This is a genomic window from Vibrio nitrifigilis (assembly GCF_015686695.1).
GTDB lineage: Bacteria > Pseudomonadota > Gammaproteobacteria > Enterobacterales > Vibrionaceae > Vibrio > Vibrio nitrifigilis.
This window is the reverse complement of the sequence record NZ_JADPMR010000001.1, coordinates 1,879,662-1,904,334: the sequence shown is the minus strand read 5'-3', so window position 1 is coordinate 1,904,334 and position 24,673 is coordinate 1,879,662. Positions and strand designations below refer to the sequence as shown.

22 protein-coding genes are annotated in these 24,673 nt (G+C 43.6%); 11 read left to right on the top strand and 11 right to left on the bottom strand.

All coding sequences use genetic code 11. The annotated features are described in order from the left end of the window. Positions 1–147 precede the first annotated feature (147 nt). The 4 genes from I1A42_RS08515 to pabB all read right to left on the bottom strand — a co-directional run bounded on the left by I1A42_RS08515 (position 148) and on the right by pabB (position 5,160). Positions 148–1,509, bottom strand: coding sequence for an L-serine ammonia-lyase (locus I1A42_RS08515; protein WP_196123218.1), 1,362 nt, complete (start codon positions 1,507–1,509; stop codon positions 148–150). A 163-nt stretch (positions 1,510–1,672) separates the two neighbouring features. Then, a complete protein-coding gene (locus tag I1A42_RS08510; RefSeq protein ID WP_196123217.1) occupies positions 1,673–2,926 on the bottom strand; it encodes an aromatic amino acid transport family protein in 1,254 nt (417 codons plus the stop codon). A 215-nt stretch (positions 2,927–3,141) separates the two neighbouring features. After that, positions 3,142–3,741 carry a CoA pyrophosphatase gene (locus tag I1A42_RS08505; RefSeq protein WP_196123804.1) on the bottom strand — a complete coding sequence of 200 codons (600 nt, stop codon included), beginning with the start codon at positions 3,739–3,741 and terminating at the stop codon, positions 3,142–3,144. Between the two features lie 33 nt (positions 3,742–3,774). Next, positions 3,775–5,160 carry an aminodeoxychorismate synthase component I gene (pabB, locus tag I1A42_RS08500; RefSeq protein WP_196123216.1) on the bottom strand — a complete coding sequence of 462 codons (1,386 nt, stop codon included), beginning with the start codon at positions 5,158–5,160 and terminating at the stop codon, positions 3,775–3,777. Between the two features lie 436 nt (positions 5,161–5,596). On the opposite strand from pabB, the gene I1A42_RS08495 reads away from it, so the two are divergent. The 7 genes from I1A42_RS08495 (at position 5,597) to I1A42_RS08465 (ending at position 12,765) form a co-directional block, all read left to right on the top strand. Further along, on the top strand, positions 5,597–7,123 hold the full coding sequence (locus tag I1A42_RS08495) for a fumarate hydratase (RefSeq protein ID WP_161155761.1): 1,527 nt from the start codon (positions 5,597–5,599) through the stop codon (positions 7,121–7,123). Positions 7,124–7,280: 157 nt separating this feature from the next. Then, the gene (locus tag I1A42_RS08490; RefSeq protein ID WP_196123215.1) at positions 7,281–7,466 is read left to right on the top strand and encodes a hypothetical protein; all 186 of its coding nucleotides are present in this window, start codon (positions 7,281–7,283) and stop codon (positions 7,464–7,466) included. Positions 7,467–7,586: 120 nt separating this feature from the next. Then, positions 7,587–8,963, top strand: coding sequence for a YcjX family GTP-binding protein (locus tag I1A42_RS08485; RefSeq protein WP_161155765.1), 1,377 nt, complete (start codon positions 7,587–7,589; stop codon positions 8,961–8,963). After that, on the top strand, positions 8,960–9,982 hold the full coding sequence (locus tag I1A42_RS08480) for a YcjF family protein (RefSeq protein ID WP_161155767.1): 1,023 nt from the start codon (positions 8,960–8,962) through the stop codon (positions 9,980–9,982). Before I1A42_RS08485 ends, I1A42_RS08480 begins: the two co-directional genes overlap by 4 nt. Before the next feature lie 105 nt (positions 9,983–10,087). After that, positions 10,088–11,632, top strand: a complete 1,545-nt coding sequence (gene tyrR, locus I1A42_RS08475) for a transcriptional regulator TyrR (RefSeq protein WP_161155770.1) — start codon at positions 10,088–10,090, stop codon at positions 11,630–11,632. Next, positions 11,632–12,207: a ribosomal protein S5-alanine N-acetyltransferase gene (gene rimJ / locus I1A42_RS08470; RefSeq protein WP_161155772.1), complete on the top strand. Its 576-nt coding sequence runs from the start codon at positions 11,632–11,634 to the stop codon at positions 12,205–12,207. Before tyrR ends, rimJ begins: the two co-directional genes overlap by 1 nt. A gap of 84 nt (positions 12,208–12,291) precedes the next feature. Beyond that, positions 12,292–12,765 (top strand): DUF2947 domain-containing protein, encoded by a 474-nt coding sequence (locus tag I1A42_RS08465; RefSeq protein ID WP_196123214.1) that lies wholly within the window; start codon positions 12,292–12,294, stop codon positions 12,763–12,765. A 115-nt stretch (positions 12,766–12,880) separates the two neighbouring features. Here I1A42_RS08465 and I1A42_RS08460 read toward each other — a convergent pair whose 3' ends face one another. The 6 genes from I1A42_RS08460 to I1A42_RS08435 form a co-directional block, all read right to left on the bottom strand. Beyond that, on the bottom strand, positions 12,881–14,131 hold the full coding sequence (locus I1A42_RS08460) for a dicarboxylate/amino acid:cation symporter (RefSeq protein ID WP_161155776.1): 1,251 nt from the start codon (positions 14,129–14,131) through the stop codon (positions 12,881–12,883). Positions 14,132–14,570: 439 nt separating this feature from the next. Beyond that, positions 14,571–15,512 carry a LysR family transcriptional regulator gene (locus I1A42_RS08455; protein ID WP_161155778.1) on the bottom strand — a complete coding sequence of 314 codons (942 nt, stop codon included), beginning with the start codon at positions 15,510–15,512 and terminating at the stop codon, positions 14,571–14,573. A 181-nt stretch (positions 15,513–15,693) separates the two neighbouring features. Beyond that, entirely contained in the window at positions 15,694–15,990 is a 297-nt protein-coding gene (locus I1A42_RS08450; protein ID WP_161155780.1) for a putative quinol monooxygenase, read from the bottom strand. An 8-nt stretch (positions 15,991–15,998) separates the two neighbouring features. Further along, positions 15,999–16,652 carry an oxygen-insensitive NAD(P)H nitroreductase gene (gene nfsB / locus I1A42_RS08445; protein ID WP_196123213.1) on the bottom strand — a complete coding sequence of 218 codons (654 nt, stop codon included), beginning with the start codon at positions 16,650–16,652 and terminating at the stop codon, positions 15,999–16,001. A gap of 268 nt (positions 16,653–16,920) precedes the next feature. Beyond that, on the bottom strand, positions 16,921–17,118 hold the full coding sequence (gene nqrM / locus I1A42_RS08440) for a (Na+)-NQR maturation NqrM (RefSeq protein WP_161155784.1): 198 nt from the start codon (positions 17,116–17,118) through the stop codon (positions 16,921–16,923). 116 nt (positions 17,119–17,234) lie between these two features. Beyond that, the gene (locus I1A42_RS08435) at positions 17,235–18,212 is read right to left on the bottom strand and encodes a tripartite tricarboxylate transporter substrate binding protein (RefSeq protein WP_196123212.1); all 978 of its coding nucleotides are present in this window, start codon (positions 18,210–18,212) and stop codon (positions 17,235–17,237) included. A gap of 375 nt (positions 18,213–18,587) precedes the next feature. Between I1A42_RS08435 and I1A42_RS08430 the strand changes: the two genes are divergently transcribed. Both I1A42_RS08430 and I1A42_RS08425 read left to right on the top strand, forming a co-directional pair. Continuing rightward, positions 18,588–19,064: a GNAT family N-acetyltransferase gene (locus tag I1A42_RS08430; protein ID WP_196123211.1), complete on the top strand. Its 477-nt coding sequence runs from the start codon at positions 18,588–18,590 to the stop codon at positions 19,062–19,064. A 61-nt stretch (positions 19,065–19,125) separates the two neighbouring features. Further along, positions 19,126–20,562 carry a bifunctional NUDIX hydrolase/phosphatase PAP2 family protein gene (locus I1A42_RS08425; protein WP_196123210.1) on the top strand — a complete coding sequence of 479 codons (1,437 nt, stop codon included), beginning with the start codon at positions 19,126–19,128 and terminating at the stop codon, positions 20,560–20,562. 35 nt (positions 20,563–20,597) lie between these two features. On the opposite strand, the gene I1A42_RS08420 is transcribed toward I1A42_RS08425, so the two are convergent. Next, positions 20,598–21,980, bottom strand: a complete 1,383-nt coding sequence (locus I1A42_RS08420; RefSeq protein WP_196123209.1) for an EAL domain-containing protein — start codon at positions 21,978–21,980, stop codon at positions 20,598–20,600. A 476-nt stretch (positions 21,981–22,456) separates the two neighbouring features. Between I1A42_RS08420 and hppD the strand changes: the two genes are divergently transcribed. Both hppD and I1A42_RS08410 read left to right on the top strand, forming a co-directional pair. Continuing rightward, entirely contained in the window at positions 22,457–23,530 is a 1,074-nt protein-coding gene (gene hppD / locus I1A42_RS08415) for a 4-hydroxyphenylpyruvate dioxygenase (protein ID WP_161155789.1), read from the top strand. Next, positions 23,523–24,653 (top strand): homogentisate 1,2-dioxygenase, encoded by a 1,131-nt coding sequence (locus I1A42_RS08410; RefSeq protein ID WP_196123208.1) that lies wholly within the window; start codon positions 23,523–23,525, stop codon positions 24,651–24,653. Before hppD ends, I1A42_RS08410 begins: the two co-directional genes overlap by 8 nt. The last annotated feature ends 20 nt before the right edge of the window (positions 24,654–24,673 follow it).

Below are 24,673 nucleotides of genomic sequence, written 5' to 3'. Positions count from 1 at the left end.
TTATAAAACGAATGACTAGATAAACAAACCTTTTTAGAGGTAAATCTAGGTAAATCGCACATACACTAAGAAAAAAAAGCCTGAAAGGAAATATTTCAGGCTTTTTAACTCAATTTTAACCTTAACTAGGCTAGGAATGACGTGGGTTTAACAAATGACTTTGACAGCTAGGCCACCCTGAGAAGTTTCGCGATATTTGGCGTTCATGTCTTTACCCGTTTCAAACATGGTTTCGATGACTTTATCGAGCGAAACACGCGGTGCCGAAGAGCGGCGAAGGGCCATACGAGTCGAGTTAATGGATTTTACGGCGGCAATGCCGTTACGCTCAATACAAGGTACTTGAACTTGGCCAGCAACCGGGTCACAGGTGAGCCCTAGGTTATGCTCCATTGCAATTTCAGCCGCCATACAGACTTGCTCTGGGCTACCGCCAAGCAATTCCGCAAGGCCTGCTGCTGCCATAGAACAGGCAACGCCTACTTCACCCTGACAACCTACTTCTGCACCGGAGATAGAGGCATTCTGTTTATACAAACCGCCAATAGCGCCTGACGCAGCGAAATAACGGATGTAGTCTTTTTCACTCACCGTTTGGATGAATTTATCGTAATAAGCGAGTACAGCAGGAATAATGCCACAAGCACCGTTGGTGGGGGCCGTAACGACTCGGCCACCCGCTGCGTTTTCTTCATTCACCGCAAAGGCGTACATGTTCACCCAGTCAACCACCGCCATCGGATCGTTAGTCAGCTTTTCTGACGTTAACAGCTGTTGATGTAAGGCAGCAGCACGGCGCGGCACACGCAATGGACCTGGAAGAATGCCTTCGGTGGTCATCCCACGTTCAATACATGCTTTCATCGTGTCCCAGATAGCGGCAAAATAGTCTTTAACTTCGTGGTCTTGATAGATGGCTTTTTCATTATTCATAACCAAAGTGCTGATCGATAAACCATGTTCATGACATTGGTTCACGAGCTCTTCGGCGCTGCTAAACGGGTAAGGAAGTGCGACATCGGTTTCAAGCGATTGACCAAAGTGCTCTTCATCCACGATAAAACCACCACCGATACTGTAATAGGTTTTTGAATACAGTAACTGTTCTTCTTTCCATGCATGAATTTGCATGCCGTTTTCGTGCAGAGACAAATTGGAGGTGTGGAAGTTCATGCCACTTTCACGTGGAAAACGTACAACATGATTGTAACAGTCAATCGGCAAACGCTCGGTTTGTTCGACTTGGCTGATGAAAGATGGAATTGCATCAATATCAACAGTTTCGGGAGCTTGACCAGCAAGCCCCATGATAATAGCGATATCGGTGTGGTGACCTTTCCCTGTCAATGATAGTGATCCGTAGACATCGACCGTGATGGCGTCCACTTGGTCGATTTTTCCTTCTGCGTGTAGATCATCGATAAATTGCTTCCCGGCTTTCATCGGCCCTACAGTGTGTGAGCTTGATGGGCCGACACCAATTTTAAAGATGTCAAAAACACTAATCATGTTGATTACCTCAAAAATAAGCCTCCCTTATCATCAGGTAAGGGAGGCTAATACCATTATTTCGCTACGCATTGCCTAGCGAAATATGACTGTTTTAATAGAACCCTTATTGTTCGTCAGGATACGTTGTTATCCCTGATAAAACATGGGGTTTTCACTGTGACTAAACTGTCGCGTAGATTACCGAAGTAATGGCAGCAACGCCACAAATTACTGTAAAAATTTGCACTAGTGCAGAAGTGCGTAATGGCTTCATCGCCGCCACTTTACGCATAGCAAAAACAGGCAGTAAAAATAAGATGGCGGCAATCATCGGTGCTCCCATACTTTCGATCATGCCAAGGATACTAGGGTTGATGATCGCCACAATCCAAGTGGTGACGACGATGAAGATTAATGAGCCTTTTTCAATGCGTTTTACTGGCATGCTTGAACGAGATTTTACCAGGCCGACCAAACCTTCATGAGCGCCCATAAAATGGCCAAAATAGCTTGAAGTGATGGCGGCAAATGCCACGATAGGACCCAGATACGAAATCATCGGTGACTGATGGATGTTAGCAAGATAAGAGAGCACGCTGATGTTTTGTTCTTTCGCTAGGGCTAATTGAGCGGGAGAGAGAGAAAGCACCACAGAAAAAACAAAAAACATCACAAATGCCATTAACATTAGCGCTGCTGTTCCTGTGATCTTATCGGTTTTGGCAGCTGCATTATCACCATATCTACGGCGCTGTTCTTTAGTAAATTGACTAATGATAGGGCTGTGGTTAAACGAGAAGACAAAAAGAGGAATCGCCAACCAGATCACACTTGGCATCGCACCCCAATTAGGCGCCACTTCCATCATTGATGTATTCCACTCTGGAATGAGAAAGACGGACAGGGCAAATAAGATAAAGACTAATGGATACACCATTGCTGATGTCACTTTTAACATCAGTGATTTACCGAGTACTACCGCTAATGTCATCAACATAATGAGACAGCCAGAAAGAAGCCAGCGAGGGATCGATGCCATACCCACTTGATGCACTAAAAAGGAATCGACGGTATTGGTGATACCTACGCCATAAATCAACACGATAGGGTAGATGGCAAAAAAGTACGCAAAAGTGATGATGTTGGCGCCGATTTTACCAAAATGTTCTTCGACAGTATCGGTAATATCTGCATTTGGGTTCTTGGCCGATAATACAAAGCGCGACAGGCTTTTATGAGCAAACCATGTCATCGGCGCACACAGTAGCGCCAGAATAACCAGTGGCCAGAAACCGCCTGCACCGGCCTTAATTGGCAAGAATAAAACACCCGCACCAACGGCGGTACCAAATAGAGATAGTGACCAAACGAAATCTTGATAATTCCATTTATTAGTATGTTCTGTGGTATAGATTGTATTTGAATTGATATTCATGCGGTATTTCGTTATTAAATTGATTAAATATTTTGCTAGTTGTGATTTTCCTAAAATTATTCACTGCTGGGAACTCTTGAGGCGGGTTTTTCTCTGTTTTCAGGTAAAAGAAATACAAAACTTTTGGTTAGATCACGAAATCGATGCAATTACGCAAACGTTTGCTTTGGTGTTTGTCTTGTTTGTTAATGGCATTTTAGATAATTGTTCAGAATTTACTGGTTCAGTAGAATTAACTGCTGTTGCATTGCTTGAATGATTTGAGCCGTCATACCCCAAATGAAATGTTGCTGGTAGGTAAGGGCAAAGATACGGTGTTGTGAGGCGCGAAATTCAAATTGGCAACTGTGAAGCTGTTTGGGATCTAACACAACATGCGCTGGCACTTCAAATACTTCCGCTACTTCGTTGGGATCCGTTTGAATCGGGTAGTGAGGGTCAACAAAAGCTACAATAGGGGTGACTGTGAATTGACTCACCGTCATGAGAGGGGGAAGCTGGCCGATAATTTCTACATCGTTAGTACGAATACCGACTTCTTCATGTGCTTCGCGTAATGCGGTGTTTTGTAAACAACCATCATCTTCTTCAAATTTTCCCCCAGGAAAACTAATTTGCCCCGGATGATGTTTTAAATGCTCAGCGCGGCGAGTAAAGATAACGTGTAACCCAGTGGTGCGTTTAACAAAACCAATCAGCACCGATGCTTGCTGCAGCGGCTTTCCGGTTAAATGCGCCACTCTTGCTTGCGTTTGTGGATGATAATCCACGGTTGGGCTTAGCATAAAGTGTGCGAGTAAAGCTTCACGACTGATGGGTAACACGTCATCGCTCCATTGGTATGAGGGTTACTGCACGGTAAATGGTGCGCCTAATATTGGCAAAATACGCGATAATTTGTCTAAAGTCTCTTGATATTCATCGAGATCTTGACTGTCGGCAACTAAACCTCCGCCAGCCCAAACATACAACGTTTGTTGGCAAGCGATAAGAGTACGAATGGTAATACTGGTATCCATGACACCGTGACGGCTGATATATCCAATTGAACCGCAATACACACTACGGCGTTGCGGTTCTAACTCTTCAATGATTTCCATCGCACGAATTTTCGGCGCCCCCGTAATTGAACCACCGGGAAAAGAAGCACGGAGTAAATCGTACATGCTGTAACTTTCATCGAGTTGCGCTTCAATGGTGGATACCAAATGGTGAACTGCAGGGAAGGATTCAATGTCAAACAGTTTAGGCACGCTAACCGTTCCTGGTTTAGCAACGCGACCTACATCATTACGCAGTAAATCCACGATCATCAGGTTTTCAGCTTGGTCTTTTTCTGCAGCGGCAAGTTCAGCAGCCAGCTGCGCATCGTGTTCAGCGGTTTTGCCGCGGGGCCGAGTGCCTTTGATAGGTTTGGTTTCAATTTTACCTTGGTTCACTTGTAAAAAGCGCTCCGGAGAGACGCTTAATATTGCTCCTTGTTCCAAACGAATAAAGGCAGAGAAGGGCGCACTGTTGCTTTTTTCAAGTAAGCAGTAGGCTTGCCATTCACTTCCTTGGTATGGGCTAGAAAAACGTTGGGTTAGGTTAATCTGATAGCAGTCACCTGAGCGAAGGTACTCTTGCACTTGAGCAAATTTGGCGCAGTATTCTGCTTGAGTCATATTGGATTGCCACTGATCAATACTGAAATCATCAGAAACTTTAGTACTTTCGGCCTCGCTTTGTAGCCATTGCCACTGTTGTTCAACATGATTACCCACTAGCATCGCCTTTTGACGCGCATGGTCGATAACGAGCGCCCAATCATAGAGGCCGATCGCCATATCGGGCATGTCCACGTCACGTTGGGCTATAACCGGGAGCTGCTCAACTCGGCGGCCTAAATCATACGCAAAATAGCCCAAGGCCCCACCAATGAAGGGCACATCCAAGTCACAATGGCAATCTGGGATATAGCGTTGCTGATAGTGTTGTATCAGTGCAAAAGGATCATCGGGTGAAATCACTAATTCATCCGCGGTTTGAATCGTCGTTTGTTCACCAATTGTGGTTAATGTGACCAAAGGATTAGCCACTAGCACGTCAAATCGGCTATCTTGATGATGCTCAGCAGCGGATTTAAGTAGCATCGCCCATGGGTGATGCTCGATATGACTGAAGAGCTGTGAAGCAAGATCTGGTTGATAACTCAGCATTTTGCTTTCTATTTGATATTTATCTGGATGAATCATGCGCTTTATTTGATATATAACAAGGAAAACAGTGGATTACATGGCGTATTCGATAATCCAAGGGTATCATAATTCGCATATTATAAACGTCTAGTGAGCAAGTTTGTGAATAAAAGCGAACGATAAAGACATTTTGTTGTAACGCTTTAAGCAACTATTCTTAACAGACACGCTACGAAGGTTCTAATTGAAGTGAGTGGTAACGGTAATTTTTGGCTTTGATCTTGATCGCTATAATCGTTAACTCATTCATTTATCGGCGGCTTCTACGAACTAATGTTGATATAAGTCATATCATTAGCGGGTATTTTTCGGTGAATATTAGGACATTCTATAGTGATAGTCGGTTTGAAGATAAGGACAATAGCCGCAGTTCTAGCGACAGCACCTTATCACTGGCCGTTTATGGAAGCATACGATAATAATGAGGCATGCAATGACGGTAATACGCAAGCAGGATGTCATCAGCAGTGTTGCTGACGCCCTCCAATACATCTCTTACTACCATCCTTTGGACTTCGTGCAAGCGCTTGAAAAAGCGTATGAACGTGAAGAAAACCCAGCAGCTAAGGATGCGATCGCGCAAATATTAATCAACTCTCGCATGTCGGCAGAAGGACACCGTCCATTATGTCAAGATACGGGGATTGTCACCTGTTTTGTTGATATCGGTATGGACGTGCAATGGGACGCTACTGATATGACAGTGCAAGAAATGGTGGACGAAGGTGTTCGTCAAGCATACTGCAACCCAGATAACCCATTGCGTAAATCTGTACTGGCTGATCCGGCTGGTAAACGTGTTAATACCAAAGACAATGCACCTGCTGTGGTTCACATCAACATGGTTGCAGGTGATAAAGTCGATATTCGTATCGCAGCAAAAGGCGGCGGTAGTGAAAATAAATCCAAAATGGTGATGCTAAACCCATCTGACGATATCGCTGAATGGGTTGAAAAAACCTTACCGCTTATGGGGGCTGGTTGGTGCCCACCAGGTATGCTTGGTATTGGTATTGGTGGTACGGCAGAAAAAGCTGCGGTATTGGCAAAAGAATCTTTGATGGAGCACATCGATATCCAAGAGCTGATCGAACGTGGTCCACAAAATGCGGAAGAAGAACTTCGCCTCGATATTTTCAAACGTGTCAATAAATTGGGTATCGGTGCGCAAGGTCTTGGCGGTTTAACCACGGTTGTTGATGTTAAAATCAAAACTGCGCCAACTCATGCAGCATCTAAACCGGTATGTATGATTCCAAACTGTGCAGCAACTCGTCACGTGCATTTCACTCTAGATGGAACTGGCCCAGCTGAGCTAACACCACCTAAATTGGAAGACTGGCCAAAAATCACGCGTGAAGCGAACGAAAATACTCGCCGCGTGAATTTGGATACAGTGACGAAAGAAGACGTGCAAACTTGGCGCACTGGTGAAACATTACTGTTATCCGGTAAAATTTTAACGGGTCGTGATGCGGCGCACAAACGTATCCAAGGTATGTTAGCCAATGGTGAAGGCTTACCGGATGGTGTTGATCTGAAAGGTAAATTCATCTACTACGTTGGCCCTGTTGATGCTGTGCGTGATGAAGTTGTTGGTCCTGCAGGCCCAACCACCTCAACCCGTATGGACAAATTCACCGACATGATGCTCGATGAAGTGGGCGTGATGGGGATGATCGGTAAATCTGAACGTGGCGATGCAACGGTTGAGTCAATCAAAAACCATAAAGCAGTTTACTTAATGGCGGTGGGTGGCGCTGCGTATTTGGTAGCCAAAGCGATTAAGAAAGCACGTGTTGTGGCGTTTGAAGACCTCGGTATGGAAGCGATTTATGAATTTGAAGTCGAAGACATGCCTGTGACCGTTGCGGTTGATTCAACTGGCGCTAATGCTCACAAAATTGGTCCAGATACTTGGAAAGTGAAGATCCAAGAAGCGGAAAAACAGAACGCATAAGCAAAAAAGTTCTGGCAAATAAATGACATAAGCGTAGCGAAAGCTGCGCTTTTTGTTTGTATACTCTAAGAAAAATGATCGGTATCTAATGACGCATTGAAATTCACCTGCTGCGCACCCATTATTCATTAGACCAATCAATCAATGGGAGGGCTCTATGCCACGTTTTGTACGCTTTTTACAATTACTGTTTTTGATTGTGGTGGGGGGCTTTCTTGCATACGACTTTATTTTTAATGGCGTGAACCTGTTTCACAATAAATATGTACTGCTCTCTTGTGGCTTGTTGGTGTTACTCGAACTCGCTTTATGGGTCATCTATAAATTGATTGAAGACGATTAGCTCATCTCGTTCTCGACATACAAAAAAGCGCGTTGTTCGCGTGCCTTCTCAAGGAGGAATTCATCCTCCGTTAATCTCGTCAAGTGTATGCTTTCCTTTGTGTTTGGTTAGGAGTGTTGAATGAAATCCATCAGTAAAGAAGTTACTGAATTTATGCATCGAAGCACCGACTCTCACGTGCGCCTAGCAGTGACTGGGTTATCTCGCGCAGGGAAAACGGCTTTTATCACGTCGTTAGTTAATCAGCTCCTCAATAGCGCTACTCATGACAATTTACCGTTGCTGGCTGCAGCGCGAGATAAACGTGTGATCGGTGCTCGCCGGGTACCGCAAACCAATTTAATGGTGCCTCGTTTTACTTATGATGAGGCATGTGGTCAGTTGTATGCCAATCCTCCAATATGGCCAGAACCGACCCGAGACGTCAGTGAAATTCGTCTGGCTATTCGTTATCGCCCAAAAAAACGGACCAAACGTTTGATGGGTTCGACTGCTACCTTGTACCTAGATATTATCGATTACCCCGGTGAGTGGTTATTGGATCTACCGTTATTGGATATGGATTTTGCCACTTGGAGCGAACAGCAGTATCACGCTTTGCATGGTAAAAGAAAGGAATTGGCCCAGCCTTGGTTAGATTCTGTGGCTCAGTTGGATTTAGATGAGCAGGCTAACGAACAAGTATTAGCCCAATTGGCAGAACAATACACCGAGTATTTACACCAATGCAAAGCGGCTGGGTTACATTGGGTACAACCGGGGCGATTTGTGCTGCCGGGCGAACTGAGCGGAGCGCCGGTTTTACAGTTTTTCCCAGTCGACAATATCTCTAGTGCACAGGTGACAAAGGGCAGTTATTTGGAGCTACTGCAAGCGCGCTACAAAGAGTATCAAGAGAAAGTGGTGAAACGATTTTATCGTAAATATTTTTCCACTTTCGATCGCCAAATTGTGCTGGTGGACTGTTTGACGCCTTTGAATACGGGATTTGATGCGTTTATGGATATGCGCAGTGCACTCGAACAGCTGATGCACAGTTTCCGGTATGGCCGTTCTGGGTTACTTAGCCGTCTATTTTCTCCCAAAATCGATAAGGTATTGTTCGCTGCGACGAAAGCCGACCACATAACGCCAGATCAACACGTTAATTTGGTGAGTTTACTGCAGCAGATGGTGCATCCGGCTTGGCAGCATGCGGCGTATGAAAATATCGATATGAGCTGTATTAGTATGGCATCGGTACGTTCGACCATTTCTGGTTATATCCAGCAAGGAGAAAGACAGCAATCCGCAGTGCAAGGGACGACACAAGCCGGAGATAACTTAACGCTTTATCCGGGAGATGTGCCGGCTAAATTGCCTAACCCAGATTATTGGGATAAGCATCAGTTTGAATTTACGCAATTTAAACCGTTACCCACAGAAAGTGACGCAGCGTTGGCACACATACGTTTAGATAAAGCTTTAGAGATTCTGTTAGGAGATAAATTGCGATGAGTGACTATAAAGGTAAAGCGATATTTGACCAGCCACTACACCAAGAACAAGAAGCGGAACTTAACGCTAAACAGCAATTTACCCAACCAGAGAAATTCATTCCGGTTGAAATGCCCGTCGATTCTGAAACCGATGCGGAACAAGAACTGGAACAAGTCATTCGCCCAAAATCGGGGCGGATTTGGAAATGGACCGCGGTATTGGGCACCTTTACAGGGCTTGTCGCTTGGCAAGCTATCGACAATGTCGTTCAGGCATTTCAGCAGTCTGATTGGCTGAGTCTTGGTTGGACGGGATTTGTTTCATTACTTGCCAGTTTTGGTATTGGTGCGCTGGGGCGTGAGCTTTGGAAACTTAAGCGATTAAAAAATCACTTTTCGGTTCAAGAGCAGGCCGAATCACTGATCGCGCGCAATTCTGTGGGGGAGGGCGAAGCCTTTTGTCAGCATCTTGCTCAGCAGTCAGAGTTACCGGCAAATACACCTAGCTTGCAACGGTGGCAGCAGGCGCTAAATGGTAGCCATAGCGATGCAGAAGTGTTGGAGCTCTATGATGCCATGGTGGTGGCGGAGCAAGACAAGAAGGCAACCGCGATTGTGACGCGTTACTCGACCGAAGCCGCCGCTTTGGTGGCGGTCAGCCCTCTCGCGATGGCTGATATGTTGCTAGTGGGGTGGCGCAGTTTAAAAATGGTCGATCAACTGGCGCAACTCTACGGCGTCGAGCTTGGTTATTGGTCTCGATTGAAGCTGTTTAAAGCCGTATTGGTCAATATGGCTGCTGCTGGTGCTAGCGAGTTGGTTGTGGATGCGAGTATTGATTTGATGTCGATGGATCTGGCCGCTAAGGTCTCAACACGAGCTGGGCAGGGCATTGGTGTCGGCATTCTGACCGCTCGCTTAGGTATTAAAGCGATGACATTACTGCGCCCCTTACCATGGGCCGAGCAACGCCGGGTTAAACTGAGCGAAGTACGTAAACATATATTGACTAAAATTGCAGCAATATCAGTCAAGTAGTGAGCAGTTTTTACAATAGAAAGAAGAGATTACTTGACGCACTGGTAGGCTTGATAGAAACTACTGTCAACTTTTCGTGACACTTGTAATTAGGATAACAGCGAAGTGCGTCTAGAAGTCTTTTGTGAAGACAGACTCGGTTTGACCCGAGAACTGCTCGATATTCTGGCCTCCAGAAATATTGATTTGCGTGGTATTGAAATTGATATCAGCGGAATTATCTATTTAAACTGCCCTGATATTGATTTCGAAACGTTCAGTGAATTGATGGCTGAAATTCGCCGCATTACTGGCGTCAAAGATGTGCGTAAAATTCAATTTATGCCTATGGAACGTCACAACACCGAATTGATTTCTCTCCTCAATAATCTTCCTGATTCGGTCTTGGCCATCAACCTGAAAGGGTCGGTGGATATGGCCAACCAAAGTGCGCTGTCACTGCTGAATAAAACGGCCGAAGATGTGATTGGGCAGCAAATATCCTCACTCGTTCCTTCGTTTAATTTCACGCGCTGGCTTGAAGGCAGCAAATCACGTTTGCGCGATCAAGTGGTGTTAGACGGATTAGATTATGCACTCGAAGTGATGCCCGTTTATATTACGGGTGAATCGAAAGAATCCACGCTTGCTAGTGCGATGATGATGATCCGTAGCGTAAAAGAAGCGCAATATTTATTAGAAGAAGTGCCATTACACTCTAATCTTGGGTTTGAGCATTTTGTTGGGGTTTCTAATCGCCATAAGGCGCTCATCAATCAAGCGAAAAAGCTCTCCTCACTCGATCAACCGCTTTTAATTGAAGGCGAAACAGGTACGGGTAAAGAGATGTTGGCTCGCGCCTGTCATAATCGCTCTGAACGAGGCGATCATCCATTTCTAGTACTCAATTGCGCTGCGATTCCTGATGATGTCGCGGAAACAGAATTGTTTGGTCATGCGCCTGGCTCTTTCAACCATGAATTAGGGCATAAAGGCATTTTTGAGCAAGCCGATGGTGGCACCGTATTCCTTGATGAAATCGGTGAAATGACCCCTCATTTACAAATAAAGCTACTGCGATTTTTACAAGATGGCACGTTCCGCCGCGTGGGCGAAGAGCATGAAATGCATGTGGATGTGCGTGTCATTGCCTCGACGCGTCACCAATTAGCTGAACTCGCGGAAAATGGTGGTTTCCGAGAAGATCTTTATTATCGTTTAAACGTCTTGACGCTACGCATTCCACCTTTACGTGAACGCCCAAGTGACATTCAACCGTTGCTGGAGCTATTTATGGCCAAGCACAGTAACAAGTTAGGCATGTTAAAACCACCGATGGATGATGAGTTACTTGACCAACTGACGCAATATCAGTGGCCCGGTAACATGCGCCAACTGGATAACATGGTGTTGCGTGCGCTGACCGAAGTGCAAGATGAGCCGCTAAGTGTCGATCATTTTCATTTACCACAAACCGAACATATGTCGGGTGGTAATGCCACACTTAATCTAGATGGAGCGCTTGACGACATCATGAAAGAGTATGAATCACAAGTCTTGGACCGACTTTATCAATCGTTTCCATCGAGTCGGAAATTAGCTAAACGATTGAATGTATCGCATACATCGATCGCGAATAAATTACGTGAATATGGAATTAGGAAACGTTAATGAGCAAGCATAGTACACCCAGTCAGGTGTATGAAGTGGATGACAATATTGTTCTGCGCACAGCTGAAGTCGGTGATGCGCAGTTAATTAGCCAATATTTTACGGTTAATCGCGATTTTCTAAAACCTTGGGAACCTGAACGTGACGAGGCGTTCTACTCTTATGTCGGGTGGCACCAACGATTGGTTAAGCTCAATGAATTGCATCGATTAGGCATCGGTTTCTATTTGTTGATCACCGATAAAAATACGCAAGCCATGTATGGCACCATTTCGTTTAGCAATCTGGTTCGCTTTCCTATGCATTCTTGTACGGTGGGTTATTCGTTGGCAGAAAGTGCCCAAGGAAAAGGCATTATGTCGCGCGCGCTAAAAATGGCATGTCACTATATGTTTGATATGCAAAATATGCATCGTATTAGCGCTTGCTACATGCCGCATAATCAGCGCAGCGCTGCTGTGTTAAACAAAGCCGGCTTTGTCGAAGAAGGCTTTGCTAAAGACTACTTGTTGATTAATGGGCAATGGCAAGATCATAAAATGATGTCGTTAACCAATTTGCATTGGCAAGGTTAGTTACCGTATAAATAGACTTAACAAGTCAAGTAAAATGATAGATCTCGTCGCCCCATGAGGCGACTCACTGTTTAAGGACACTTCATGTCGTATTTGCCTTTGGATCAATACCAAAGAAAGTGGATTTTTACTCATCAATCAATGCCATTACCTGAAGAAGATTTGGCACAGATTAAGCCAATGACGGCGCAACGAGCCGCACAATTTTGGAAAGACAATATTAGTGCGCAAAGCCCGGATTCAGAACGTTTGAGCTCACAAGATTGGCCAATGCACAATAAAGCTTGGGGTGATGAAGTTGATTGGATGGCTGAATGGGAAAGTGATGACCCAGAAATGCCGGTTGCGATTACACAACATATCGATTGGCAAGATGATGTAACCGTTTATTTTTGCTATGAAAAATACAATATATTAGAAACTAAGTGGTCGGTCTTTAAGCGCCATTGGAAAAATTTCCTATTTTACGATGATGGCCCCATCCTTATCGGTCGTCGCCGTAAAGAAGCACTTTGGTTTCATTCGAATGGCTTAGTGAAGTTAGGTCAGCACCAATAAGACTCGGTGATTGTCGATAATATCGATTTATCAGTGATAAAAAAACCGCGCTACAGTGTAGCGCGGTTTTTATTTATAGTCGGAAATATGCAGCTATCGACTATTATGATGTTGATTAATCAGCATCATAGACAGCTTGATCCAATTCTTTTTCACTTTTAGCGATAACAACCGCTACCATCATGTCACCACAGATATTGATAGTGGTGCGCGCCATATCCAAGATACGGTCGATACCTGCCACAATTGCAAGCCCTTCGATAGGCAAACCAACCGTGCTAAGTACCAGCGATAACATGATAAGTCCTGCGCCAGGTACGCCTGCAGTACCAATTGAAGCTAAGGTCGCAGTGAGGATGATTGTCATATAATCGGCCATCGATAGATCGATGCCAAATGCTTGGGCAATAAATAACGCACAAACACCTTGGTAAAGTGCTGTGCCGTCCATGTTAATCGTTGCGCCAAGTGGCAGCACGAAACCAGATACACCCTCTGAAACGCCCATTTCTTCGCGAGATGCTTTAATAGTTGCTGGTAATGTCCCTGAGCTACTAGACGTCGTAAATGCGACTGCCGCTGGGTTGGTGATCGCTTTAAGGTAACGGCGTGGATTCAAACGACCTAAAAAGGTTAACACACCAGAATAGAACACAACTACGTGAATAAGCGCACCTAAATAAACCGCGCCGACCACTTTAATCAGTGGAAGTAGTACATCTAGACCATAAGTGCCAGCAACCCATGCCATCAAACCAAATATGCCGTAAGGTGCAAATGCCATGACAATTTCAGTCAGTTTGTACATCGCTTCAGCAAGGCTTTGGAACACTTTAACGGCTGGAGCCGCTTTTTCTTCGCCAATCAATACTAAAGAAACGCCAAGGCCTATTGCAAACACGATAATTTGTAAAATATTACCTGCTGCCAAGGCTTTGATAGGGTTTTGTGGGATCATCGCTAGCAGAGTTTGCACCAAAGCGGGTGCATCTTTCGCCACACTCGATTGAGATGCTGTCATATTTAATCCTGCGCCTGGCTGGATGACTGCAGAGAGCCCTAAACCAATCGCAATAGCGACAGCGGTAGTCAATAAATAAAGTACGATCGCTTTACCGCCGATACGCCCCATTTTGCGGGTATCTTTCATCGAGGTAATACCAACCACGAGAGAGCAAAATACCAATGGCACGATTAGCATTTTAATCGCGTTAATAAATAGCGTGCCAATCGGCTTAAGTAGGGCTGCGTCCTTTCCTAACAGGGCACCGACTGCGACTCCGAGCACCATGCCGATCAGGATTTTTTTCCATAGCGCGAGGCCAGTCCAGAGTCCAAGTTTGTTAGAAGGAGAGTTGTGGTCCATTTTTTCTAGTCCGTTTAGTCAAAGTCAAAAGTGTGTCAAAAGTCCGATTACACAATAAAAAAAACAGTACGTAAAGTAATGAAATTGGCAGTTATTCTAATGTTTAATTAAATAAAAGTGAGTTGTGCTAATTTAGTGACGTGTGTATCAATGGCTTTTTGTAATGCATAATTATATAAATGTTTACGTTTCAAAAGCTTATTCGGGGTTTATGTGCTTTAGGGTATTTATGATCATACAATGGCAGTTCAATATGCTGCAAAGTTGGGCATTATAAAACACTATTTAAAGGCGAGCATCTTCACTGGTTGGAGCAGTGAATACTTAATACATGGAGTTTAACAGCGATTTATGTAGAAGGGAGGTGTGATCACCATCAACAAAGAACGCGTTTATTGCATTCTTTAATGATCACAATCGGTCGGTTCGGTAGGTTAAATTATTTCGGTGAGTAGTAATTTTCAGTCAAGTATTGTTCAGCTTCTGTGAGCACCTTTTCACATTTTAAGCGTAAAAATTCATGCAGTGTTTTAGTGGTTGGATTTAGTAAGCGTCGGTCGGCACACACAACATAAAGCGGGCAAGGCTCGGTTTTCCAATCAAGGAGTAGTGGATGCAGGCGCTGGGTAAATAAATCTCTACTCATATCGACTAATGATTTATAAATAACCCCCTTTCCTTTTAATGCCCATTGGTGAACCGCTTCACCATCATTGGCGTTAAAATGGCCACTGACGGTAATCGTTTCAGAATCTCCATCACGCATGAATGACCAATGGTTATCCGTTGAGCTCGCTAATTGAAAACATAAACAATTGTGTTCGATAAGATCTTTAGGGTGACTAATAGGTGGGCGCTTATCAAGGTAGCTAGGTGTTGCACAAGCGATACGTCGATTCCTAGTGCATAGTGGTAGAGCAACCAAGCGGGAGTCGGGTGGTACGCCGTAGCGGATCGCCATGTCGATAGGTTTGTTGTATAGATTGCTCACTCCATCAGACAGCTCAAGGGTGATTTGTATGTGAGGATAAATATCAGTGAATTCTTCTAGCCAACCAAGCAATAAATGGCGGCCAAAATCTGAAGGCGCGGATAGCATAATGTGCCCGCCAATTTCCCCTTGAGTTTGCGAAATATGGTCGATACCTTCTTGAATGGTATTCAATGCCTGTGAGGCCTTTTCTAGTAGGGTTTCACCTTCGTGAGTCAGGCGTAAGTTGCGCGTTGAACGAATAAATAGGGCAACATCAAGTTGGGTTTCTAGGCGTTTTATTGCGGCACTGACTGCCGCTGGGGTAACATCAGCTGCGTGGGCTGCTTTTGAAAAACTGCCGTGTTTTGCTGTTTCAACGAAGATATATAGGTCGTTAAGCGCTTTCATGAAGTTATTGTAGGTCTAATTGTTGAGCATTAGCTAACAATCACAACATATTGGCGGGCATTTGAAAAGAGCGGATAACGATAAACGTTATCCGCTTTGACTAGGAAACACGCACTATACTCGTTCTAATAGCGGTGTTTTTTGGTTTAGCCATAAATCTTGGTTAACCGTAACGATACGGTTAACCCAAAAAGTTAAGCGTGCGCGGCGTAATGTATTCGATCCATTGATTTTCTTGCACAGAATTCAAAAAGGATTGGAAATGATCGGATTCCATGTGCATATCAAGAGAGCGTTGTGAAATCCATACTTCTTGTAAAATGAACACATCATCAACGCCTTTATCACGATATAACTCAAACTGACAACAGCCAAGCTCTTCTCGAGAGGGTTCAAGTAGGTTACACAATGCGCTTTCTAACTCGTTTTCGTAACCGCGGTTAGCCTTTATCTCGGCGAATACGTGTACTGTTGACATGCTATCTCTTAAATCTCCGTAATCACTTCTTCTTGAGACCAGCGCGCTTTCGGTAATTTTGCATTAAAGTCTGCATCGCTATGGTAACCAAGAGGGACAATAACTAAGCTGGTATAACCTTGTTCACGTAGGCCGAGTTCGTTATCAAGAACTTTAGAATCAAAGCCTTCGATTGGCACTGCATCAATACCCATGGTGGAAACACCAAGAAGTAGCGTACCTAATGCAAGATATACCTGTTTTTCCATCCAATGCTTTTCATCTTTAAGATCGAAACGGTGCATGTTAGTGAAGAATAGACGCCCGTTGTGTCCACCTGCTTTCGCTTCATCGGTAGCAAAGCGGCCAGCACGATCTTCAAGGTCTAATACTTGCAGTAAGTAATCCTCATCAATATTAGTTTTTGCGCAAAACACCAATACGTGGGAAGCATTGCGAATTTTAGGTTCGTTAAACACATAGTTTTCAGCGGTTGATTTAGCGATAGAATCTTTACCCGCTTCAGTGCTTGCAAGGACGAAGTGCCATGGTTGAGAGTTGACACTTGAAGGACTTAAACGAATCAATTCTTTGATTGCTTGAACATGCTCGTCGCTAAGGCGTTTTGAAGCATCAAATGCTTTAGTTGAATAGCGCGATTTAGCGTGTGCGGTAATGTCCATGAAGATATCCTTAGTAGGTGAATGCTAGGTGCACACCTTACCGCACGGATTACGCTTAAAAAAGCGAAGGAAATTAATTCACTTTCAAATAATATTTGAAAGTGAATCGTTGTAACTCAGGTAAAGCCTGTTACATCAGGCTTTATTGCTGGTTAAGCTAGTGACATATCCAAGTAACCACAGAAGACTGTTTTGTCGACTATGTCAGCACTCTTAGGCAAGGCTCTGATTGGAAGAGAGCGGCATGCTATATGAAAAATAGATAAGACTACTTGTCTTCAGGTTCTTGAATTTGGTGGAGTTTTGCATGATCTTTGCAGGGCGTTTCGCAGTTGCAAACTTTATCAACACCAACGCTGGAAAGCCCACCACAACTGCCTTGAATGGGTTTCCTATGGGCGATAACACCTAGAGACATGAGAACAATGATCGCAAGAAATAGCGCAAAAGCGAGTAGGTAAGTCATAAACAAGCTCCTTTCTTATACGAATGGGCTCGGTACACAACATGGGCAATGTTGCAATATCAAGAATTAATTGCGCTGAGTATATCATGTTCTACTAATGTTCGCATCTGCTTGGACTAACGCAAGAAGTCGAGCTCACGTAGTAAATCACGCATTTGTTGTTCTTGCTTTAGCAAAAATAACTTGAAATCTTCTTGCGCCAAAAATGCATCATTCCAACCGTTATTGTCTCGGACCTTTTTCCATTCTGGGGTCTTATACATTGATTTTAAAGTCTGTACCCATTGCTCTACCTGGGCGGGGGATGTATTGGGGGCAGCAAAAAAACCACGCCAATTGGCAAACACAAATGGGTTGTTGTATTCAACCAGAGTCGGTACGTCAGGAGCGCTGGCAATAGGTGTAGGAGCTGTAATCGCTAAGATCCTGATTTTGCCTTCTTTATAAAGATGAATGACTTCACCAAAGCCCGTTGATAGCAGTTGTGTTTCACCGCTCATCACAGATTCTAAAGCTTTACCGCCAGCATCATAGGCAATATAGCGTACTTGTCTCGGGTTGAACCCATGTCCTTGAAAAGCAGCTGCTGCGATAAGGTGATCTAAACTTCCTCGAGCGGAGCCTCCTGCAACCTTGATACTCCGTGGATTATTCTTGAAGGCTTGTATCACATCATCCCACGTCTTTAGCTCTGAATTCACGGGGACAACAAACGCACCATAATCAGAAATAATGGAGGCGACTGGCGTTAGGTCATGGAAAGATTGAGGAAAGACACCATACAACGAACGCAATACAATAGGGGTTGAATTGATCATCAGAGTGTTGGTTTGCCGCGGTGCTGTCTCTATTAAATGGGCGATGGCTTTTCCGCCGCCGCCGCCGGAAATATTTTGATAGGTGACTGATTTAACCAGCCCAGTACTTTGTAAAACGGTCCCAGTATCATGGGCTGTCATATCCCAACCACCGCCTTGACCTCCAGGAATTAATAAGTGGAGCTCTTCGAGTGGAGCTGACATGGTCAGGCTTGAAAAAAATAGCATCGCCGACGTACCAATCAAGGCTACAACACAGCGGATAGGTTTCAACATCAGTTTCATCCCGTTTTATCATGGAGAGAGCGCTACTGACTGACGAATCGTCGGTAGTCACCATTTCACTTTTCTCCAGTTTAGGCGAAATCGCTAGGTTGCCAATATCCCTAAGAGGTATTTTGTTAGAAGTTGTAACTAAATGATTTTGTTTATCTCAACAAGACAAATCTTACGTTTCGTTTGGCTCTAATTGATGGAGATATACAACAAGACTAAAACAGGGAACCGGTTTTTTATGAACACTGTTCAATAATATGGGAAATTTATTTTGAAACTTGGTGTTTAAAGCATATAAAAGCTGAATTAACAGATGTTTTTTTGCTAAGTAATCTTATAAAATTGCTGCTTATATTTTTTACTCTATGTCCAAGTATGGCAGAAATTACATTGATAAGTGCTCAAACACAGCACTTAGAGCTACTTAATGATCTGATGTATCAGCTCCATGATGAACACCATCAAGCTTGTCCAGAACATTTTAAAACAGCCACCGAGATTGAGCAGGAAAAAAGCATCGCTCGTTATCTCGATAACCCAGAATGTTTGGTATTTATTGCTATGTTGGATGAATGTCCTGCTGGGTTTATTACAGGTCATTTTTGCGAATTGGTATCCAGTGTTAGCAAACCTGTGTTGATGGGCAGTATAGACGAACTGTATGTTTTGCCAGAATATCGACAGCAGCATGTTGCAACACATTTGTTTGGTAGACTTGAGTGGACATTTAAGCAGTACGCTGTGAAACAAATTTTTGTTGAAGTGTGGGACTTCAACAAAAATGCGCAGCGTTTTTATCAAGATGCTGGTTTTGTGCAGCATCTTCATTGGTTGAGAAAGGCGGTCGATTAACGACCGAAATAGGAATTAATACGTGTATCAGCGGTTGTGTCTATTAATTATAAGTGCGTTATTGATCTCAATAACTCACATAGCTCGCGCAGACGAGTCAGCAACTGCAGCAGAAGGTCGCAAGGGAGCGCTTTGCCTGATTAGAGCAGGTGATCAACTGGTTGTAGTAAAAGAACTGATTACCCATACATTGTCCCTTCCAGGGGGAATGATTGAGCAAGGTGAAAGTGCTCGTCTTGCAGCGCAAAGAGAAACATGGGAAGAAACCGGACTGGTTGTTGATATTAAAGCTAAGTTAGGGGAGACCGAGACCGGTATTTTCTTTGATTGTGTTAGCCAGTCAAATTTATTGGTATATCAACAAGATAATAATGAAGGTGGTAATACGTTACCCGCATGGGTAGCGCCTGATTATGGTATTGAAACGTCAGGGGCAATGCTTATTGCGCCAAATCGTGTGGACGCGGCAGATTATCGTTTTCCTGAACAATGGCCAATGATTAAACATTTTTTCAATCGTGCAACGAGCCAACCAACACGTAGTGTGAGTAACATGGTTCAAGTGGCGCCATGGCTTAACCAATTAGAGCTTAAGTGGATTTATGATATCCAAAATAGTGTGAGTTCGATGCCAAGCAGTGTTGCTCAAGTGGTTGTGAGTCTTGTTCAATTTGGCAACGTATTTACGAGTCCTATCTTGGCCTTAGTATTATTCCCCATCTTGTTTTATTACCTACGACAAGAAATTGTGTTGAAACTGTTTTTTAGCATGGCGTGTACGAGTTTACTTTGTCTATTGCTTCAGCAGGGGCTGCATTGCCCAAGACCGTATGTCTTTTTACCCATTCTTGAATATCCACATATCGCTGGATACAGTTTGCCATCGGTCATTACCGCGATTTTAGTGAGTAGTGTGTTCATGTTATGGCAAGAAAAAGACAATATCGATTTACCGTATTGGTTGCCGGTATTAATCGGCGCGATTGTGTGGGAGATTGTGGCTCAATTCTTTACCGGAAACGCATTTTTAACCGATATGTTGCTGGGTAGTATCTTGGGTATGATTGTTTCTTGGAACATATATCAAGTAGAAAATCGCTCAGAATATGATTTTATGGGGCTGCTCAAATCGTACAAAGCGTGGTTAGGTCTATCTGTCATGACGCTTGTCTTTACTTTAATTTGGCCAACACCAGGGTTTAGAACTTGGCTCGCGATTTTACCTGCTGCATCAATTGCGATGTTTTTAGTCCGTCAAATTGAACAGCAAGTCTCATTGCTACGCAGCTTAGCCGCCGCTGCCACTATTGTGTTTTTGCACTGGCTGTTTAACCTTGCAGCAACATGGGTTTCTTATAGTACCCCAGGATCTATAATGGTGACTTACGTTCATTATGGCGTGATAGTACTGGTATTTGCGTTTATCTGCTTTGGTGGATTTGATTGGCAGAAAGTGCGCCAAATTCGGTTTTCAGTCCATAAAAACGTAGATGTTTAAAGAGAATATTTGCTTAAAGTGGTAGCGTGTAACCTTTATCCGTTTTGCGCTACCAACTTGCTTGCTGCTAAAATATCCATTGGTTTTGCATGCCAAAAACCTTGTTGATAGCCCACTTTCAGTTCGTGTAAATAATCGGCTTGAGTTTGACTTTCAACCCCTTCAGCGACCAATTGAACCGACAATCTATGTCCTAAGTCCACAATGGAATTGAGTACGGGAGTGTGTCCGTCCTCTACCTCAATACTATCAATAAAGCACTTATCGATTTTCAGATAATCAAATTCGATATTTTGCAATATAGACAGTGCGGTGCTGCCAATGCCAAAATCATCAATGGCGATATGAATATTGGCTTGGCGTAATTCATTTAATACCGCTTGTCCTGAAGACTTAAGTAACTGGCGTTCAGTAATTTCTACTACGAGTTGGATATTAATGGTCTTAAATCTATCTGCATAACGTTTTAGTTGAGTAATCGTCGATGGATCTTCCAAATAAGACGGCGGAATATTGATGCTAAGATGTAGTGGCTGTACCACTTTCTTATTGCTCCAATCCTGCCATGCCCGATATAAAACATATTCCGTAATATCAACGATTAAGCCGGATTTCTCCGCAAGATCGATAAAATGTTCTGGGCTAATAAACCCAGCTTTGGGTTTATACCAACGCAGCAAAGCTTCAAAGCCTGAGATTTGATTCGATTGACTTACAACAATAGGTTGATAGACGAGAAAGAGTTCACGGCGTTTAAGTGCTTTTTTTAATTCATCTAACAGTGATAGGCGTTTTACTAACCAGTGATGCAAAAATAAATACGCGCTAGAAACGATAAGTGATAGAAGGGCGGCGCTGTATAAATACAAAATGGTTTGGTTAGAAATAAAAGCTTTTGCAGGTGTTAGACCGAGCATATAAGGATATTTGCGTGAACCTGCGATGTATTGGCCATCTTTTTTGTCAAGTCGGGTTCGTTCGGGAAGTGTTGCGCCATCATAGGAGAGTATGAGGCTCTTGAGCCGCGTATCTTGTGTATAGCCTAGGCTGTTTTCCAAAAATTGCTCGTTAATTACCGTCGAAATACCGTGATGAGGATTACCCAGTTGGCCATCACGAATAATCAAAGTTCGTGTTGTATGATCAGCATTTAGAGTACGTAGATGTTCGCCTGATCTGACGATTCCTGATGGGTAATATTGTGAGAGATCTTTATTAAGTACCCCGCGTTTGGACGAGCAGACAAAAGGCACCTCTGTTTTGATTAAAAACACTTCTCGAATGGTCGAATTAAATAAAAATTGATCGTGAAGTTCGTCACATTGAACGTTTGATAATAGTAATGACTGGTTAGTTTGATGAATATTACTAATTAATTTATCGAGTTTCTGGACATACTCGTATGCAATATTATGCATCTTAAGTTGGATATTATGCTGTGCTAGTTGTAATCCCAGAAATAGGGATATAGGTAGAGGTATAAGATAAATCGCGGCTCGCCGAATAAGGGTCTTACGCCGTCTAGTTATTCTATTAAGCATTAGTTTGCATATGTCTCAAGAGTGAAACTTTCTATCGAATTTGCAGTATAAGCGAGAGATGATGCATAACCAATAGCATGATTATCATTTTAATGAATTATTTTTCTGGTCTGACCTGTGGGTTTGGTAATGCTAAATTATGCATAACTGTTAGTTTAAAATATATTAATAATCGTAAGTTTAACTTACTGATATACAGATAAAAATAGTATGTGAGTCACCTATTTTATACCTAGTGTAAATAAATTTTGCCAACTCAATAGGTTCGCAGTTAAAAAAAACGACAATCAATAGTTGTGTTTTCCTCTTTATATTCCAGCATTAGAAAGTAGTGTTCTATTCGGAGTATGAATATGAAGTCGATTGTTAATCCCCTAGGCACTGATGGTTTTGAATTCATTGAATATACCGCAATCGGTGATGAGCAACTCCATGCTCTAAAAACGCTGTTTACTCAACTCGGGTTAGTCGAAATCGCCAAACATCGCTCTAAGGAAGCCTGGTTGTATCGCCATGGCGAAGTTCATTTTATTGTCAATGCTCAACCACGTAGCCAAGCTGAAACCTTCGCGCAAATTCATGGTCCCTCAGTATGTGGTATGGCATTTAGAGTGCGTGATGCAGGGAAGGCATTAGATTACGCCTGTATGCATGGAGCGGTAGCTTACCAAGGAGAGGTAGGGCCAATGGAACTCAATATTCCGGCTATTCAGGGGATTGGAGGCACCTTGATTTACTTTGTTGATCGATATGGAGAACATACGATTTACGATGTCGATTTCCATTTTTATGAGGATTATCGACAACGCTTAGAAAATGCCAACACTGGGTTACTTCAAGTTGACCATCTTACTCATAATGTCGAACGCGGCCATATGGATATGTGGGCTAAGTTCTATGAAAAGATTGGCAATTTCCGTGAAGTTCGTCATTTCGATATCGAAGGGAAATACACCAGTTTAGTCAGCCGTGCAATGACGTCCCCTTGCGGAAAGATCCGCATTCCTATAAATGAATCATGCGATAACCAATCACAAATTGAAGAATTCTTACGTCAATACAATGGTGAAGGCATTCAGCATATCGCGCTCGCAACAAATGATATTTATTATACCGTTGACGCGTTACGAGAGCGGGGAATCCAATTTATGCAAACCCCAGACACGTACTATGAACATATTGATGATCGCATTACTGCTCATCAGGAAGACGTGGCTCAACTCCATAAACGGCATATTCTCATTGATGGTGATGAAGAGACTGACGGGATTTTATTGCAGATATTTACGGAAACGGTTATTGGCCCGGTATTTTTCGAAATTATCCAACGCAAGGGTAACAACGGTTTTGGTGAGGGGAATTTTCAAGCGTTGTTTGAATCCATTGAGGAGGACCAACTGCGACGTGGAGTGATTTCTCATGACTAAAAGGATGCATTATCCATATCGAGAAGGTACCCATTCCAATCAGGCGCATGCAGACTTTCCAAGCAAAGGCATTTATGAGCGGGAAGTCGGGCGGGATGGGTTTTATGGCCCTGCGACGCATTTTCACCATCGTCATCCCCCCACTGCGTGGTCGGATTGGCAGGGTGAACTTCGCCCATGCGCGTTTGATTTGAATTTGGTTGAACAAACAACGCATCGGTCGCCTTGGCATATCAAGGCCATATTGCATAATGACCAATGTAAAATCCGCTGGTGGCAGTTAGACCAATCGATGAATGCATTGGTGCGCAATGCTGATGGCGACGATCTATTGTTTGTCCATCAAGGTTCGGGGGCATTATTTAGTGACTATGGCCATCTAGATATCACGGCTGGCGATTATGTTGTCTTGCCTCGTTCAACAACTTGGCGCCTTGAAGTTGATATGCCATTGACCTTGTTAATGATCGAAAATACAGGTGGGCGCTACGGTCTACCTGATAAAGGCTTGGTTGGGCGGCACGCGATATTCGATCCTGCCGTGCTACGTGTTCCCGCAATTAACGAACGCTTTCAAGCACAATACAGCGAGCACACCACGCGTGTGTTTGTAAAAAGGGGCGATACTGTCTCCACTATTACCTATCCATTTAATCCACTGGATGCGATTGGTTGGCACGGTGATCTCAGTGTTATCGCACTTAATTGGCGCGATATAAGGCCAATCATGTCTCATCGTTATCATCTTCCTCCCTCGGCGCATACCACGTTTGTCGCTGACGGTTTTGTTATATGCACCTTTGTCCCTCGCCCGGCTGAAACAGATGAAGGTGCGCTTAAGGTGCCGTTTTATCACAATAATGATGATTATGATGAAGTTCTGTTCTATCACATGGGGCAATTTTTTAGTCGTGACCACATTAAACCGGGAATGATGACGTTTCATCCGGCAGGATTTACCCATGGACCTCACCCTAAAGCCTATCAAAAAGCGCAACAAACACCGCCGACATTTCTCGATGAAGTCGCGGTTATGATCGACACCCAAAATGCGCTTCGTTTTAGTGCTGAGGCGCGAAAAATAGAGCTCGCTGATTATGTGAATAGCTGGCAAGAGAGTTGAAACTGAATCGATTGATCAAG